Annotated in this window: 16 protein-coding genes; 10 read left to right on the forward strand and 6 right to left on the reverse strand. The window is 60.7% G+C overall.

The window, feature by feature from the left end; translation table 11 throughout:
* Nucleotides 1-3: 3 nt before the first annotated feature.
* The 5 genes from PG898_RS01210 to PG898_RS01230 form a co-directional block, all read right to left on the reverse strand.
* Nucleotides 4-1,407: an AmpG family muropeptide MFS transporter gene (locus PG898_RS01210; protein WP_139751338.1), complete on the reverse strand. Its 1,404-nt coding sequence runs from the start codon at nt 1,405-1,407 to the stop codon at nt 4-6.
* An 85-nt stretch (nt 1,408-1,492) separates the two neighbouring features.
* Nucleotides 1,493-1,822, reverse strand: a complete 330-nt coding sequence (locus tag PG898_RS01215; RefSeq protein ID WP_202046959.1) for a hypothetical protein — start codon at nt 1,820-1,822, stop codon at nt 1,493-1,495.
* Nucleotides 1,823-1,937: 115 nt separating this feature from the next.
* Complete coding sequence (locus PG898_RS01220; protein WP_005330697.1) at nt 1,938-2,489, reverse strand: peptidylprolyl isomerase; 552 nt, start codon at nt 2,487-2,489, stop codon at nt 1,938-1,940.
* 15 nt (nt 2,490-2,504) lie between these two features.
* A complete protein-coding gene (locus PG898_RS01225) occupies nt 2,505-3,077 on the reverse strand; it encodes a YajG family lipoprotein (RefSeq protein ID WP_042649552.1) in 573 nt (190 codons plus the stop codon).
* 12 nt (nt 3,078-3,089) lie between these two features.
* Nucleotides 3,090-4,223, reverse strand: coding sequence for a methyltransferase (locus PG898_RS01230; RefSeq protein ID WP_270823353.1), 1,134 nt, complete (start codon nt 4,221-4,223; stop codon nt 3,090-3,092).
* Nucleotides 4,224-4,430: 207 nt separating this feature from the next.
* On the opposite strand from PG898_RS01230, the gene PG898_RS01235 reads away from it, so the two are divergent.
* The 9 genes from PG898_RS01235 (at nt 4,431) to nqrM (ending at nt 12,352) form a co-directional block, all read left to right on the forward strand.
* Nucleotides 4,431-4,739 (forward strand): BolA family protein, encoded by a 309-nt coding sequence (locus PG898_RS01235; protein WP_010673364.1) that lies wholly within the window; start codon nt 4,431-4,433, stop codon nt 4,737-4,739.
* 419 nt (nt 4,740-5,158) lie between these two features.
* The gene (locus tag PG898_RS01240) at nt 5,159-6,502 is read left to right on the forward strand and encodes a Na(+)-translocating NADH-quinone reductase subunit A (protein WP_270823354.1); all 1,344 of its coding nucleotides are present in this window, start codon (nt 5,159-5,161) and stop codon (nt 6,500-6,502) included.
* Nucleotides 6,503-6,505: 3 nt separating this feature from the next.
* Nucleotides 6,506-7,735, forward strand: a complete 1,230-nt coding sequence (locus PG898_RS01245) for an NADH:ubiquinone reductase (Na(+)-transporting) subunit B (RefSeq protein WP_042649549.1) — start codon at nt 6,506-6,508, stop codon at nt 7,733-7,735.
* Nucleotides 7,725-8,513 carry a Na(+)-translocating NADH-quinone reductase subunit C gene (locus PG898_RS01250; RefSeq protein WP_025327949.1) on the forward strand — a complete coding sequence of 263 codons (789 nt, stop codon included), beginning with the start codon at nt 7,725-7,727 and terminating at the stop codon, nt 8,511-8,513. The genes PG898_RS01245 and PG898_RS01250 overlap by 11 nt, the downstream gene beginning before the upstream one ends.
* On the forward strand, nt 8,506-9,138 hold the full coding sequence (locus tag PG898_RS01255) for an NADH:ubiquinone reductase (Na(+)-transporting) subunit D (RefSeq protein WP_005330711.1): 633 nt from the start codon (nt 8,506-8,508) through the stop codon (nt 9,136-9,138). The genes PG898_RS01250 and PG898_RS01255 overlap by 8 nt, the downstream gene beginning before the upstream one ends.
* Nucleotides 9,139-9,141: 3 nt before the next feature.
* A complete protein-coding gene (nqrE, locus tag PG898_RS01260) occupies nt 9,142-9,738 on the forward strand; it encodes an NADH:ubiquinone reductase (Na(+)-transporting) subunit E (protein ID WP_005330713.1) in 597 nt (198 codons plus the stop codon).
* Nucleotides 9,739-9,755: 17 nt separating this feature from the next.
* Entirely contained in the window at nt 9,756-10,979 is a 1,224-nt protein-coding gene (nqrF, locus tag PG898_RS01265; RefSeq protein WP_025327948.1) for an NADH:ubiquinone reductase (Na(+)-transporting) subunit F, read from the forward strand.
* A gap of 3 nt (nt 10,980-10,982) precedes the next feature.
* Nucleotides 10,983-12,026 (forward strand): FAD:protein FMN transferase, encoded by a 1,044-nt coding sequence (locus tag PG898_RS01270; protein ID WP_270823356.1) that lies wholly within the window; start codon nt 10,983-10,985, stop codon nt 12,024-12,026.
* A 101-nt stretch (nt 12,027-12,127) separates the two neighbouring features.
* On the forward strand, nt 12,128-12,352 hold the full coding sequence (gene nqrM, locus PG898_RS01275; RefSeq protein WP_005330718.1) for a (Na+)-NQR maturation NqrM: 225 nt from the start codon (nt 12,128-12,130) through the stop codon (nt 12,350-12,352).
* A 73-nt stretch (nt 12,353-12,425) separates the two neighbouring features.
* Here the strand turns inward: nqrM and PG898_RS01280 are convergent, their stop codons facing one another.
* Complete coding sequence (locus PG898_RS01280) at nt 12,426-12,635, reverse strand: hypothetical protein (RefSeq protein ID WP_042649547.1); 210 nt, start codon at nt 12,633-12,635, stop codon at nt 12,426-12,428.
* Between the two features lie 288 nt (nt 12,636-12,923).
* Between PG898_RS01280 and dinB the strand changes: the two genes are divergently transcribed.
* Nucleotides 12,924-13,976, forward strand: coding sequence for a DNA polymerase IV (gene dinB / locus PG898_RS01285; protein WP_043130924.1), 1,053 nt, complete (start codon nt 12,924-12,926; stop codon nt 13,974-13,976).
* The last annotated feature ends 9 nt before the right edge of the window (nt 13,977-13,985 follow it).

Consider the following 13,985-nt stretch of genomic DNA (forward strand, 5'->3'; position numbering starts at 1 on the left):
TTGCTATTTGTCCGCTTGTGGTAACAAAGCATCGCCTCGTTTGGCAACCATGATGATCAGTATCATGACCGGAATGCCGAGCAGACTGGTGCCGATGAAGAAGCTGCTGTAGCCGATCTGCTCGACCACCTGACCGGAAAAACCCGCCAGCAGCTTGGGCATCAGCAACATGATGGAGCTGAACAGGGCGTACTGGGTCGCCGAGAAGGCGACATTGGTCAGGCTCGACAGATAGGTCACGAAGGCCGCCGTAGCAATGCCGGCGCTGAGGTTGTCCAGGGAGATGATCAGGGTCAGCAGCTCCAGATCGTGACCCACCTCGTTGAGCAGGGCGAACAGCAGATTGGTGCTGGCGGTGAGCACGGCGCCGAGAAACAGGATGCGCAATGTACCGAAGCGCATCACCAACACGCCCCCCAGGGCCGCCCCCACCAGCGTCATAATGACGCCATACACCTTGGTGATGGTGGCCACCTCCGTCTTGCTGAACTGCAGATCCACATAGAAGCTATTGGACATCACCCCCATCACCACATCCGAGATGCGATAGCAGGCGATGAGCCCCAGGATCAGCAGGGCCGAGCCGCCGTAGCGACGGAAGAAATCGGCAAAGGGGCACCAGATGGCTTCATAGGTCCAGGCGCCCAGCCCGGCCAGGGTCTTGGGCCAACCCCGCTCGAGCAGCAGCGCCTTGCGCTCCATCTGTTGCTCGTTCTGGCGATGGAGGTCGATATCCGGCTCGTGGCTGAGCAGTGTGGTGATGACGCCGAGGGACATGAGTCCCGCCATCAGCAGGTAGGTGAGCTGCCAGCCGCGGTAGTCGTAGCTGTCGTTGCTGCCAAGCCAGGCCGCCAGCGCCAGCGCCCCCGCCCCCGCCATTATCATCGCGAGCCGGTAACCCGTCATGTAGGAGGCTGCCATGGCCGCTTGTAGACGCTCGGGTGCCGACTCGATGCGGTAGGCATCGATGACGATATCCTGTGTCGCGGAGCAAAACGCCACCAGCAGGGCGAACAGGGCGAGCTGGGCGAGCTGGGTCTTGGGATCGCAATAGGCCATGCCCACCAGGGAGAGGGCGATCAGCACCTGGGAGAGCAGCATCCAGCTGCGTCGCCGTCCCAGCAGCCGGGAGAGCAGCGGCAGCGGCAGTCGATCCACCAGGGGAGACCACAGCCACTTGAAGCCATAGGCCAGCGCCACCCAGCTCATGTAGCCGATGTCGGTCAGGCTGACGTCGGCTTCGCGCAGCCAGAAGGAGAGGGTGCCGAACACCAGCAGCAAGGGCAGGCCGGAGGAGAAGCCCATGGCAAACAGAGTGAGTACCCGCGCCTCCAGATAGACGGCGAGGGCGTCTCGCCAGCTTGTGGCGCGGTCCGGGGTGTGGCTGGGCGGGCGGAGATTGTTCAACTGCCTGACTCCTCAGAGAAAAGGGGGTCATTTTGTCAGGTTCGAGGAGGATAGCCAAGGCAAGCCGAACGGGGCGGCCCGGGATTCAGGGGCGTGAGCCAATGCAGTGACGAGGACAGGGCCCCCCGGCCACGAGGAAGGTGGCGCAGGCCATCAGTTGCTGACGCAGCCAGGTGTCGGTGACGAGCTGATGCTCGTCCCACAGGTGCAGGCTGTGGAGCAGGTGCCAGAACACCCCCTCCTGTTCGGTGGCGGGCTCTTTGTCAATCGGGATGGCGGGCAGGGCCTGCCAGCGGGAGAGGAGTTGCCAGCTCAGATCCTCGAGCTGCCGATAGGGCATTTCCCGTGCCAAAAAGTGACGAACCGCCTGAGCCAGCTCAATGGCGTGTTGGGCAATGTAATCGTGACAAGTCACCGGAACCTCCTCTCTCTGCCTGGCCATACCCCGTCCACATCGGACAAGGCCAGAGTATAGAAAAGGGGCGCCGGTGACCCGGGTCAGGTGGTGACGGAATGTGATCCGCCCCCCGTTATTTGTCCGCCAGCAGCACCACTTTTTTCAGAATGATGGGGCTGGTCGGCACATCATTGGCACGCAGGATGGAGCTGTAGCCGGTCTGGACCTGAGCCAGCTTGTCCAGCACCTCCATGCCCTGCACCACCTGGCCGAACACCGTATAACCGGCGCCGGCATTGGCGTTGAGGTTGTCGTTGTCCACCAGGTTGAAGTAGAACTGGCGGGTGGCGCTGTCGACCGCCTGGGTGCGGGCCATGGCGATGCTGCCACGCTTGTTGGGCAGGCCGCCTCTGGACTCGTTGACCACGGGATCGAAGGTTGGCAGCGGCTGGAACTGCTGGTTGTAGCCCCCACCCTGCACCACGAAGTTCTGGATCACCCGGTGGAACAGGCTGCCGTCATAGCTGCCATCCGCCACGTAGCGCAGGAAGTTCTTCACCGTCTGTGGCGCCTGCTTGGGGGCCAGCTCCACCACTATGTTGCCGTGGTTGGTCTCCATCTGGACTTTTTGTCCGGCGAACGCCAGGGGGGCGATCAGGGTGGCCAGTAACCAGAGAGTCTTCATTTATATGCTCCTTGCTCAGCTCGGCTGGCCTTTGAGATAACCGCGCAGTGCCTCGTCGGCCATGATCTGTTGCAGCACGCTGCCCAGTTGCTGGTTCAGGATGGACTCCAGGTCGGCCATGGTCGGCTCACCCGGCTCTTCCTTGCTGGAAGACATGTTGAACTGCTTGGTCAGTCTGTTGCCCTGGAAGTCGGCGATCACCTGCAGGCTGACCTTGGACTTGGTGACATAGGTGAAGGTCTTCTCTTCCACGGTGACGGCGGCGGTGGAGATGGCCAGGGTCAGGTTGGTGGTGCCGCTGTTGCCCACTTCGAGACCCTGGCTGCGCAGCCCTTCCGCCAGTTTTTCCGCCAGCAGGTTGTTGAGGGGCTGGCTGCTGTTGACCAGTACGGGAGCCTTCTCTTTCTTCTTGATGGAGAAGACATAGGCGGCCTCGCGCTTGTCCACCCCTTCCATGGTGATGCGGTTGCCAGAGTAGTACTGCTGGTTGGAGGGGATGACTTGCGGATTGAGCAGCGCCGTCTCCGGCCAGTGGGTGGCACAACCACCCAGCACCAGGGCGGCCAGCAGCAAGAGTGACTTTTTCATCATGGGTTTCCTTTAGCGTTTGATGGCTTTCAAAATAACGAATTTGCTGTTCGACGCAACGACTTGTGCGTTGGCAAACAAGCGCTTGAGTTTGTTGTGATAGTCCAGATGACGGTTGCCTACTATCCAGAGTTCACCCCCCTGAGGCAACACCCGGTGTGCGTCGGTGAACATCTGCCAGGCGATGTGATCGGTGATCGCCTGCAACTGATGGAAGGGGGGATTGCAGAGGATCCTGTCCGCCGCCCCGACCGCCACGCCGTCGAGACAGTTGTTGACCAGGAAGTGGGCCCGCGGCAGGGCGTCTGGCAGGTTGTGCTCGACGTTGAGCCGGGCCGAGGCGACCGCCATGTGGGATTCGTCGATGAAGGTCACCTCCACCTCGCTGTCCTTTGCCAGCAGCGAGAGACCCAGCACCCCGTTGCCGCAGCCAAGGTCTATCACCTTGCGTGCGCTGTGGATCGGCAAATTGTCCAGCATGAAGCGGGCGCCGATATCCAGGCTGGTGCGCGAAAACACGTTGGCATGGTTGTGGATGAGCATGTCGGTGCCCTCCAGCGGCCAGACGGTCGGGAAGGGGTTGATCAGGGCAGGGCGCTCGGCCTGTGGCTCGCAGTGAATGAGGCGCGCCTTCTTCCAGGCGAGCGAGGTGCGGGTCTCCCCCAGATACTTTTCGAACAGCTTGAGGGTGGAGGTGTGGATGTCCTTGGCCTTGCCGGCAGCAATGATGCGGGTCGCAGGGGTCACGACCCCGCGCAGGGCAAGCAGTTGCTGCTCCAGCAGCGCCTGATACTTGGAGACCTTGATCACCACCAGGGCGGGGGCATCGGGCAGGGGGGCCAGGGCATCCTGCAGGGTGATGGCGTGGGGATCCAGCCCGTTTTCCGCCAGATTGGCCAGGGTGGCCCGCTCGCTGATGTGGGAGTCGGTCACGCAGACGGGGGCGTGGGCATGCAGATAGCCGGCCAGGGCGCCGAAGCCGTCGTTCATGATGATGACGGGGCCGTCAGGTGCCTGCTGCGATTCGGCAAGGTGGCTTATCAGATACTCGTCCGCCGCATCCCAGGCCTGCAGGGGGTCCTGGCTCTGCCGTGGGTAACGATACAGGGTCAGGCGGCAGTGGGCCGTGTCGAGCAGGGTTTGCATAGGCAAGAGTCCAACGTGTGATTGATGAATGGCGACCGTCTGCCCCGTGTTGCCCGGCAGCGGTGAAAGTGGCGCTATTCTAGCGGCGGCGGAGAAATTCACCAGTCCGGTGCGGCGAGAGCGAGCGGATCCTTCGTACCTGATGCATCGGGCGCACAACCCTGGCTACAATGGCCGGATATTCAACGAGGAGTCCTTACCGTGAGCATGCAACAACAGATAGAGGCCAAGCTGGCCGCCGCGCTCTCCCCGAGCCACCTGGAAGTGATCAATGAAAGCTACATGCACAGGGTGGCACCGGGCTCCGAAAGCCACTTCAAGGTAGTCGTGGTGAGCCAGGCGTTTGAGGGACAGCGTTTGCTGGGTCGCCATCGTCAGGTGAACGGGGTGCTGGCCGACGAGTTGGCGGGAGCCATTCATGCATTGGCGTTGCATACCTATACCGAATCCGAGTGGCAGGCCAGGGAGCAGGCGCCAAAGACGCCGGGTTGCGTCAGCAAATCCCCCTTTGCGTGAGCCGTTGGACCTTCTGATGGCGCCTTCCTCGGGCCATTAACAGCGCTATCACGAATGGTGTGCCGCCAGGGATGAGGGGTGTAGCATTATTTTTTCTAATCCTTTTCCTTACGCCTGAAAAATACCTCTATATGGTTAGTTTTGCGAAAAGTCCTTTAAAACCACGGTTTGCAAGGACGTGCGCGAAATATTCAGTGAAGGTTAATTTTGTGATAGGGCGGGGATTTTCCCCATTTGGCGTGGCGGCTAACTCGCCTAAGGTGGTAAACTCAGGCGCTTTTGAATGATCCTGTATGTTGCTGATTTGTTTATTTCTTCGACAGCTTTCCGCGATGTTGACGGGCTCATTCAACAACTCGTCGTGATGTATTTCTCGGCGCTAACCAACCTGTCTTCCCTTAACGGTAGTGCAAGTGAGTATGATTACAATTAAAAGAGGACTGGACATCCCCGTGCTGGGTGCTCCGGAGCAAGTAATCTACGATGGCCCGGCCATCACCCGTGTTGCTACACTCGGCGAAGAGTTCGTGGGGATGCGTCCTACTATGTTTGTCAAAGTAGGTGATCGCGTCATTAAAGGTCAGGAGCTCTTCGAAGATAAGAAGAATCCCGGCGTTAAATTCACGGCCCCTGCCACCGGTGTGGTTTCTGAGATCAACCGTGGTGCCAAGCGTGTTCTCCAGTCCGTCGTCATCGACATCGATGGGTCCGACGAGCAGGTGACCTTTGAGCATTTTGCCTCCGCCGAGCTGCCACAGCTCGAGCGTAGCAAGGTGCAGGAGATCCTGGTCGCATCAGGCCAATGGACCGCGCTGCGTACCCGCCCGTTCAGCAAGGTGCCTGCCGTGGGTTCCACCCCGCGCGCCATCTTCGTCACCGCCATGGACACCAACCCGCTGGCCGCCAGTGCGGAGCTGATCATCAAGGAACAGGCCCAGGCCTTCCTCGACGGTCTGGCCGTGCTGACCCGCCTGACCGATGGTACCGTCCACGTCTGCAAGGGCGAAGCCAGCCTGCCGCACTCCTCCTTGGCCCAGGTCAAGGAAGCCGTGTTCGTCGGTCCGCATCCCGCCGGTCTGCCGGGCACCCACATCCACTTCCTGGATCCGGTCGGTGCCAACAAGGTGCAGTGGCACATCAACTATCAGGACGTGATCGCTTACGGCAAGCTGTTCACCACCGGCCAGATCTTCACCGACAAGGTGATCTCCCTGGCTGGCCCGAACGTCATCAAGCCGCGTCTGCTGCGTACCCGTCTGGGTGCCAGCCTCAGCCAGCTGACCAACAACGAGCTGCGTGCGGACGAGAATCGCATCATCTCCGGTTCCCTGCTCAGCGGTGCCAAGGCCGAAGGGGTTCATGACTACCTGGGTCGTTACCACAACCAGGTGAGCGTACTGGGTGAAGGTCGTGAGAAAGAGTTCCTGGGCTGGGTCAAACCCAGTGCCGACAAGTTCTCCATCACCCGTACCACCCTCTCTCATCTGATGAAGGGCAAACTCATCAACTTCACTACCACCACCAACGGTAGTGATCGCTCCATGGTGCCTATCGGCAACTATGAGCGCGTGATGCCGCTCGACATCCTGCCGACCCTGCTGCTGCGGGATCTGGTCTCCGGCGACACCGACAGCGCACAAGCGCTCGGTTGCCTGGAGCTGGATGAGGAAGATCTGGCGCTCTGTACCTTCGTCTGCCCCGGCAAGACAGAGTACGGCCCAGTCTTGCGTGAGTGCCTGACCAAGATAGAACTGGAAGGTTAAGCGATGAGTTTCAAGCAACTTCTTGAAAATATGGAACATCACTTCGAGCCGGGTGGCAAGTACGCCAAGTACTATGCCCTGTTCGAGGCGGCGTATACCCTGTTTTATACCCCCGGGTCCGTGACCCGCAATGCCGCCCACGTCCGTGATGCGATCGATCTGAAGCGCATGATGATCATGGTGTGGCTGGCCGTGTTCCCGGCCATGTTCTGGGGCATGTACAACGTCGGCAACCAGTCCATCGCCGCCATCGCCCATCTGGGCAGCGCGGCCGGTGCCGATACCTGGCAATACACCATAGCGACCCTGCTGGGTGCCTCGCTGGATCCGGCCGTGGCCGGCATCGGCAGCAAGATGCTGATCGGTGCGGCGCATTTCCTGCCCATCTACCTGACCGTGTTCCTGGTCGGTGGCTTCTGGGAAGTGCTGTTCGCCATGGTGCGCAAGCACGAGATCAACGAAGGCTTCTTCGTGACCTCCATCCTGTTCGCCCTGATAGTGCCGCCTGAGCTGCCCTTGTGGCAAGCCGCGCTCGGCATCACCTTCGGCGTGGTGCTGGCCAAGGAAGTGTTCGGCGGTACTGGCAAGAACTTCCTGAATCCGGCCCTGGCGGGTCGTGCGTTCCTGTTCTTCGCCTACCCGGGTCAAATCTCCGGCGATGCCGTCTGGGTGGCCGTTGACGGCTATTCGGGCGCGACTGCACTGAGCCAGTGGGCCCAGGGCGGCCAGATGGCGCTGATCAACGGTGCCACCGGCGAAGCCATCAGCTGGATGGATGCCTTCCTCGGCAACCTGCCAGGTTCCATCGGTGAAGTCTCCACCCTGATGATCCTCATCGGTGCGGCCATGATCGTCTACATGCGGATCGCCTCCTGGCGCATCATCGCCGGCGTGATGATCGGCATGGTAGCGACCTCCCTGCTGTTCAACGTCATCGGCTCCGATACCAACCCCATGTTCAGCATGCCGTGGCATTGGCATCTGGTGCTGGGCGGCTTCGCCTTCGGCATGGCCTTCATGGCAACCGATCCTGTTTCCGCCGCCTTTACCAACAAGGGCAAGTGGTGGTACGGCGCCCTCATCGGCGTCATGGTCGTGCTGATCCGTGTCGTGAACCCCGCGTTCCCGGAAGGCATGATGCTGGCCATTCTGTTTGCCAACCTGTTTGCCCCCTTGTTTGACCATTTCGTGGCGCAGGCGAACATCAAGCGGAGGATCGCACGTGGCGTTTAATAAAGACTCTACTACCGGCACTCTCGCCGTAGTGACCGGTCTGTGTCTGGTCTGCTCCATCGTGGTCTCCGTGGCCGCCGTGGGTCTGCGTCCGGCCCAGCTGGAAAACAAGGCGCTGGACAAGCAAAGCAACATCTTGTCCGTTGCCGGTGTCGATGTCAGCTCGGTAGCCAAGCGTGACCTGGCCCAGCTGTATGGCGACAAGATTGAAGCGCGTCTGGTGGATCTGGCCACTGGTGAATTCGTTGACGGCGATGCCGACAACTTCGATACCAAGCTGGCGGCCAAAGATCCGGCCAAGAGTGTTCGCCTGGCACCTGCCGACGACAAGGCTGGCTTGCGTCAGATCTCCAAGCTGATCCCGGTGTTCTTCGCGAAGGATGCCGAGGGCAAGGTCGACAACATCATCCTGCCGATCTACGGCCAGGGTCTGTGGTCCACCATGTATGCCTTCGTGGCGGTAGCGGCCGATGGCCAGACCATCAAGGGCATCACCTACTATGACCACGGTGAAACCCCGGGTCTGGGCGGCGAGATCGAGAACCCGGCCTGGCGCGAGCTGTTCGTCGGCAAGAAGTTGTTCGATCAGGACGGTCAGCCTGCGCTGCGGGTGATTAAAGGCCATGCTCCGGCTGGTTCCGAGCATGAAATCGACGGCCTGTCTGGCGCAACCCTGACCGGTAATGGCGTACAGCACACCTTCGACTTCTGGATGGGCCCCAAGGGCTTCGGTCCCTTCTTGGCCAAGGTACGTGCAGGAGAAATCAACAATGGCTGACAAGAGCGAAATGAAAAAATTGCTGTTGACGCCTGTGCTCGGCAACAACCCCATCGCACTGCAGGTGCTGGGTGTCTGTTCCGCGCTGGCCGTTACCAGCCAGATGAAGACGGCGTTCGTGATGACGCTGGCCGTTACCGCGGTCACCGCCTTCTCCAACCTGTTCATCTCCCTGATCCGCAACCAGATCCCGAACAGCGTGCGGATCATCGCCCAGATGGCGGTGATTGCCTCGCTGGTTATCGTGGTTGACCAGGTGCTCAAGGCCTATGCCTATGACATCTCCAAGCAGCTGTCGGTGTTCGTCGGCCTCATCATCACCAACTGTATCGTGATGGGTCGTGCCGAAGCCTATGCCATGAAGAGCGCCCCGCTGCCCTCCTTCCTGGACGGCATCGGCAACGGCCTGGGTTACGGTGCCGTGCTGCTGGTCGTGGCCACGGTGCGTGAAATCCTGGGCTCCGGCACCTGGTTCGGTATCGAGCTGCTGCCGCTGGTGAACAATGGTGGCTGGTATGTGCCTAACGGCCTGCTGCTGCTGCCGCCGAGTGCATTCTTCATCATTGGTCTGATCATCTGGGGCGTGCGCACCAAGGATCCCAAGCAGGTGGAGGCAAAGGATTAAGGTATGGAACACTATCTGAGTCTGTTGATTCGTTCGATTTTCATCGAAAACCTGGCGCTCTCCTTCTTCCTGGGGATGTGTACCTTCTTGGCGGTGTCCAAGAAGGTCAAGACCGCCATGGGCCTGGGGATTGCCGTTATCGTGGTGCAGACCGTTGCGGTTCCGGCCAACAACCTGATCTACAACTACGTGCTCAAAGACGGTGCCCTGGTCTCCGGCCTGGATCTCAGCTTCCTGAGCTTCATCACCTTCATCGGGGTGATTGCGGCCCTGGTGCAGATCCTGGAGATGGCGCTGGACAAGTACTTCCCGGCGCTCTACAACGCCCTCGGCATCTTCCTGCCGCTCATCACGGTGAACTGCGCCATCTTCGGTGGTGTCTCCTTCATGGTGCAGCGTGACTACAACTTCGTGGAGTCCGTAGTCTATGGCGTGGGGTCGGGTGCAGGCTGGATGCTGGCCATTGTCGCGATGGCGGGGATCCGCGAGAAGATGAAGTACTCCGATGTTCCGGAAGGCCTGCGCGGCCTTGGCATCACCTTCATCACCGCGGGTCTGATGGCGCTGGGCTTCATGTCCTTCTCTGGTATTTCCCTGTAATCGGAAAGGAAATATAGATGGAAATTATTCTGGGTGTGGTCATGTTCACCGTGATCCTGCTGGCCTTGGTGGCAGTCATTCTGTTCGCCAAGTCCAAGCTGGTGACCGCGGGTGACGTGACAATCAGCATCAACGGCGACCCGGCCAAGGCTGTCACCAGCCCGGCGGGTGGCAAGCTGCTCGGCGTGCTCGCCGGCAGCGGTATCTTCGTCTCCTCCGCCTGTGGCGGCGGCGGCTCCTGTGGTCAGTGCAAGGTGCGAGTCAAGGCCGGCGGCGGCGACATTCTGCCGACCGAGCTGGATCACATCAGCAAGGGTGAAGCCCGTCATGGCGAGCGTCTGGCCTGTCAGGTCACCGTCCGTTCCGACATGGACATCGAGCTGCCGGAAGAGATCTTCGGCGTGAAGAAGTGGGACTGTACCGTCATCTCCAATGACAACAAGGCCACCTTCATCAAAGAACTCAAGCTGCAGATCCCCGATGGCGAGAGCGTACCGTTCCGCGCCGGTGGGTATATCCAGATCGAAGCCCCTGCCCACCACGTGCAGTACAAGAACTTCGACATCCCCGAGGAGTATCGCGGGGACTGGGATCGCTTCAAGATCTTCGAGCTGGAGTCCAAGGTCAACGAGCCGATCATTCGTGCCTACTCCATGGCGAACTATCCGGAAGAGTTCGGCATCATCATGCTGAACGTGCGGATCGCGACCCCGCCGCCCAGCAACTGGACTGCGCCTCCCGGCCAGATGTCCTCCTACATCTTCAGCCTGAAGGCTGGGGACAAGGTGACCATCTCGGGTCCGTTTGGCGAGTTCTTCGCCAAGGACACCGACGCCGAAATGGTGTTCATCGGTGGTGGTGCCGGCATGGCGCCGATGCGTTCCCACATCTTCGACCAGCTGCGCCGCCTGAAGTCCAAGCGCAAGATGAGTTTCTGGTACGGTGCTCGTTCCAAGCGCGAGATGTTCTATGTCGAAGACTTCGACATGCTGGCCGCCGAGAACGACAACTTCCAGTGGCACGTCGCCCTGTCGGATCCGCAACCGGAAGACAACTGGGATGGCTACACCGGCTTCATCCACAACGTCTTGTTCGAGAACTACCTCAAGAACCACGAGGCGCCGGAAGATTGCGAGTTCTACATGTGTGGACCTCCCGTGATGAACGCTGCCGTCATCAACATGCTGAAAAACCTCGGCGTTGAAGACGAAAACATCCTCCTGGATGACTTTGGTGGTTAATCCATGCACAGTGTTGTAAAGACCTGGCTAGCCTTCGGGCTAGCCTTTTTCTTGACGGGGTGCGGTCAGGAATCGGTCCAATCCAAGCCGGAGATCCACATCACCGGCAGCACCATGGGCACCTACTACTCCATCAAGGTGGCGGATGCCGCCGTCACGGATGCCGCCAAGCTGCAAGCCGAGGTCGATGTCCTGCTGGAGCGGGTCAACGATCAGATGTCCACCTATCGCCCGGATTCCGAGTTGTCGCGCTTCAACCAGCACAAGGGCAGTACCCCGCTGGTGGTCTCCCGTGACACCGCCCGGGTGGTGACCGAGGCCATTCACATTGGCCGCGAGAGCCGCGGGGCGCTGGACGTCACCGTGGGCCCCCTGGTCAATCTGTGGGGCTTTGGGCCGGATGCCAAACCGACCAAGGTGCCATCCGACGAGCTTATTACCCAGACCCGGCAGAAGACGGGCCTCGGCAATCTGCATGTGGTAACCTCGGTCGACGCCGACACCCTGCAAAAGGATATCCCGGGCCTCTACGTAGATCTCTCCGCCATCGCCAAGGGCTTTGGGGTGGACAAGGTGGCCGAGTACCTGGAATCCCTGGGGGCGCGCAACTACCTGGTGGAGATCGGCGGCGAGCTGCGGATCAACGGCGTCAACGGCAAGGGTCACCCCTGGCGCGTCGCCATCGAGAAGCCGACCGCCAATGCCGGTTCGGTGCAGGAGGTGATAGTGCCCGGGGACAACGGCGTCGCCACCTCGGGGGATTATCGCAACTACTACGAGCTGGATGGCAAGCGCTTCTCCCACACCATAGATCCACTGACGGGCAAGCCCATCACCCATCGGATGGTCTCGGTCACCGTGATCCACCCCTCCTGCATGACCGCAGACGGGCTGGCCACGGCGCTGACCGTCATGGGGACGCAGAAGAGCCTGGCCTATGCCAAGGAGCGGGGTCTGGCCATCTTCGTGATCACCAAGACGGACGATGGCTTCGAGGAGGCTTACTCGGATGCCTTCAAGCCCTACCTGGCCAAGCAGCCCGGTTAATCGTCAAGAGGCAGCCATCACTCACCGGGATGGCGGTATCGAAGAATCTTGTAGCCGGATGCCGTTGAGCTGTATCTGGTTGAACAGTAAGGGGTAATACCATGCAGATCTTTCTGATCACCTTCGGGGTGTTTCTGGTGGTGGTGGTGGCCATGGCCATCGGCTACATCTTCCAGAAGAAGACCATCTCCGGCTCCTGTGGCGGTCTCGGCACCATAGGGATCGAGAAGGAGTGTGACTGCCCGGAGCCCTGCGACAATCGCAAGAAGAAGATGGCCAAGGAAGAGGCCCGTCGCAAGATGCTGGTGGATAACCGCATCCTCTGAGGGCGAACACCCGCGTGCGGGTGTATCGAATACACGCGAGCCGACCCCGGGTCGGCTCGCGTTTTCATGGCGTTCAGTAATCGTATTGGCTGCAGGCCTTGTTGCGAAACTCCACCTTTCGCTTTGCCAACTCCTCCCTCGTGCCCAGCTCGTCCCCCTGCTTGATGGCCTTCTCCAGTATCTCGATACGTTCAAACAGCCAACTGCACTCTGCGGTCGGATGGTCCTTGGTCATGCCCGTCAGTGGCAGCAGCAGGCAGAGTCCCGGCCAGATTGCTCTCATCTCTCTCCTCCTTGAGTTCCATGCGGATGGTGCCTTGAGAGTCTATCCGCCCGCCTCCTCCCGTGCGCTGGCAGAAATGACAGGGCTGGGGTAGCATGGGATGCCAACTGGTTATTCATACAGTGGTGTTTGACGTCTCATCATGGCTGTGACGGGGGGCACGCAACCAGGCTCTTGGTGGCGACCCTGCGAGACGTGACCTCCGGCTCACCGAGATGAGCCCTGCCTCAACCTGGCACCATGTGTCGCAACCGTGCGGCAGGTGCCGACAGCTCAACAGACTCTGGCATGCGCAAGATCATTCACATCGACATGGATTGCTTCTTCGCCGCGGTGGAGATGCGGGACAATCCGGCCCTGCGGGAAGTACCGCTCGCCATCGGCGGCTCGGCCGACAGGCGCGGCGTCATCTCCACTTGCAACTATGTGGCGCGCCGCTTCGGGGTGCGCTCCGCCATGCCGAGCGCCCTGGCCAGGAAGCTCTGCCCGCCGCTGGTGCTGATCCCCGGGCGGATGACCGTCTACAAGGAGACCTCCCGCCAGTTGCAAGCCATCTTCCTGCGCTACACAGAGCAGGTGGAGCCGCTCTCCCTCGATGAAGCCTACCTCGATGTCACTGACAGCCCCCACTGCGGCGGCAGCGCCACCCTGATGGCGGCCGAGATCCGCGCCGCCATCGCCCTCGAACTGGGGCTGACTGCCTCGGCCGGGGTGGCGCCGAACAAGTTCCTGGCCAAGCTCGCCTCCGAGCAGCGCAAGCCGGATGGCCTGTTCGTGATAAGGCCAGAGGAGGTGGATGAGTTCGTGCGCCAGCTGCCCCTTGGCAAACTGCCCGGCATCGGCCGCAAGACAGCGGAACGGCTGGAGTCCCTCGGGCTCTACTCTTGCGAGGATGCCCGCCAGCTCGGCAACGAGGAGCTGGTGAGCCGTTTCGGCAAGCTCGGGGAGATGCTCGCCGGTCGCATCTGGGGGCATGACGATCAGCCGGTGCAGGCCCGACGGATACGCAAGAGCATAGGGGTGGAGACGACGCTCGCCAGCGACGTGCTGGATGAAGCCGCCTGCCGGGCCGTGCTCGGCCGGCTCATTCCCGAGCTGGAGCTGCGCTTTGCCAGGGCTTGCCCTGCGGAGGCGTTGATGGGGCAGGGGATCAAGCTGAAGTTTGCCGATTTCCACCAGACTACCGTCTATCGCAAGGGGAGCTACCAGGCGACCCGTTTCCACGATCTGCTGCACGAGGGGCTGCAACGGTCTCAAGGAAAGCCCATTCGTCTGCTCGGGCTGGTGGTGGGACTGCCCGGGGCCGGGGAAATCAATCAACTCAGCCTGGATCTCAGTTGATTTGGTTAA

It is taken from the genome of Aeromonas sp. QDB31 (assembly GCF_027707605.1).
GTDB classification, from domain to species: Bacteria; Pseudomonadota; Gammaproteobacteria; order Enterobacterales; family Aeromonadaceae; genus Aeromonas; species Aeromonas media.

Excerpts from the sequence above, each read along its gene's own strand:
- nqrF (WP_025327948.1), top strand. The coding sequence starts at position 9,756 with ATGGAAATTATTCTGGGTGTGGTCATGTTCACCGTGATCCTGCTGGCC.
- PG898_RS01230 (WP_270823353.1), bottom strand. The coding sequence starts at position 4,223 with ATGCAAACCCTGCTCGACACGGCCCACTGCCGCCTGACCCTGTATCGT.
- PG898_RS01245 (WP_042649549.1), top strand. The coding sequence starts at position 6,506 with ATGAGTTTCAAGCAACTTCTTGAAAATATGGAACATCACTTCGAGCCG.
- nqrE (WP_005330713.1), top strand. The coding sequence starts at position 9,142 with ATGGAACACTATCTGAGTCTGTTGATTCGTTCGATTTTCATCGAAAAC.
- PG898_RS01235 (WP_010673364.1), top strand. The coding sequence starts at position 4,431 with ATGCAACAACAGATAGAGGCCAAGCTGGCCGCCGCGCTCTCCCCGAGC.
- PG898_RS01220 (WP_005330697.1), bottom strand. The coding sequence starts at position 2,489 with ATGAAGACTCTCTGGTTACTGGCCACCCTGATCGCCCCCCTGGCGTTC.
- PG898_RS01255 (WP_005330711.1), top strand. The coding sequence starts at position 8,506 with ATGGCTGACAAGAGCGAAATGAAAAAATTGCTGTTGACGCCTGTGCTC.
- PG898_RS01270 (WP_270823356.1), top strand. The coding sequence starts at position 10,983 with ATGCACAGTGTTGTAAAGACCTGGCTAGCCTTCGGGCTAGCCTTTTTC.
- PG898_RS01240 (WP_270823354.1), top strand. The coding sequence starts at position 5,159 with ATGATTACAATTAAAAGAGGACTGGACATCCCCGTGCTGGGTGCTCCG.
- dinB (WP_043130924.1), top strand. The coding sequence starts at position 12,924 with ATGCGCAAGATCATTCACATCGACATGGATTGCTTCTTCGCCGCGGTG.
- nqrM (WP_005330718.1), top strand. The coding sequence starts at position 12,128 with ATGCAGATCTTTCTGATCACCTTCGGGGTGTTTCTGGTGGTGGTGGTG.
- PG898_RS01280 (WP_042649547.1), bottom strand. The coding sequence starts at position 12,635 with ATGAGAGCAATCTGGCCGGGACTCTGCCTGCTGCTGCCACTGACGGGC.
- PG898_RS01225 (WP_042649552.1), bottom strand. The coding sequence starts at position 3,077 with ATGAAAAAGTCACTCTTGCTGCTGGCCGCCCTGGTGCTGGGTGGTTGT.